The sequence below is a fragment of the Marivita sp. S0852 genome (genome assembly GCF_046591575.1).
Lineage (GTDB): Bacteria > Pseudomonadota > Alphaproteobacteria > Rhodobacterales > Rhodobacteraceae > Marivita.
This window is the reverse complement of the sequence record NZ_JBIQWA010000032.1, coordinates 1-853: the sequence shown is the minus strand read 5'-3', so window position 1 is coordinate 853 and position 853 is coordinate 1. Positions and strand designations below refer to the sequence as shown.

1 protein-coding gene is annotated in these 853 nt (G+C 58.4%); it reads right to left on the bottom strand.

Translation table 11 applies throughout. The features are described 5' to 3' along the window. A partial coding sequence (locus tag ACG74X_RS21285) for an AMP-binding protein (protein WP_411237322.1) occupies positions 1-853 on the bottom strand: 853 nt, incomplete at both ends.

Here is an 853-nt window from a genome sequence, read left to right as displayed (position 1 = left end):
GCGGTGGGGGCAGTGTAGAACTGGTTAACTTTGTGTTTCTCGCAGACCTGCCAGAACCGCGATGCATCCGGATAGGTGGGCACACCTTCGAACATCAGAGTGGTCGCGCCGTTGGCTAAGGGTCCGTAAATAATGTAGGAATGGCCCGTGACCCAGCCCACATCGGCGGTACACCAGTAAACGTCGCCTTCATGATAATCGAAAACAATTTCATGGGTGAGGGCGGCGTAAACCAAATATCCACCACTTGAGTGCACAACCCCCTTGGGCTGCCCGGTAGAGCCTGAGGTATAGAGAATGAAAAGGGGATCTTCGGCATTCATTTCAGCAGGTTGACTGACATCTGACGCTTCAAGCGCCATTTCATTGTAGTCATAGTCGCGCCCGTCGATCCACGTGGTCTGGCCACCCGTGCGCTTGACGACCAGGCATTTGACACTGTCCTTGCAATGCAGCAGCGCGGCGTCGGTGTTGGATTTCAGCGCGGTCTTGCGCCCGCCGCGCGGGGCCTCGTCTGCGGTGATGACCACTTTGGCGTCGGAGCCGTTGATGCGGGCCGACAGCGCGTCGGGGGAAAAGCCGGCAAAGACAATCGAGTGGATCGCGCCGATGCGCGCGCAGGCCAGCATGGCATAGGCTGCTTCGGGGATCATCGGCAGGTAGATCACCACACGGTCACCTTTGCGCACGCCCAGCGTTTCCAGGATGTTGGCCATCTTGCACACGCTGCGATGCAGGTCGCGATAGGTGATATGCTTGGCGGCCTCGTCAGGATTGTCAGGCTCGAAAATGATCGCGGTCTGATCGCCGCGCGTCGCCAGATGCCGGTCAATACAATTGGCCGCGACATTCA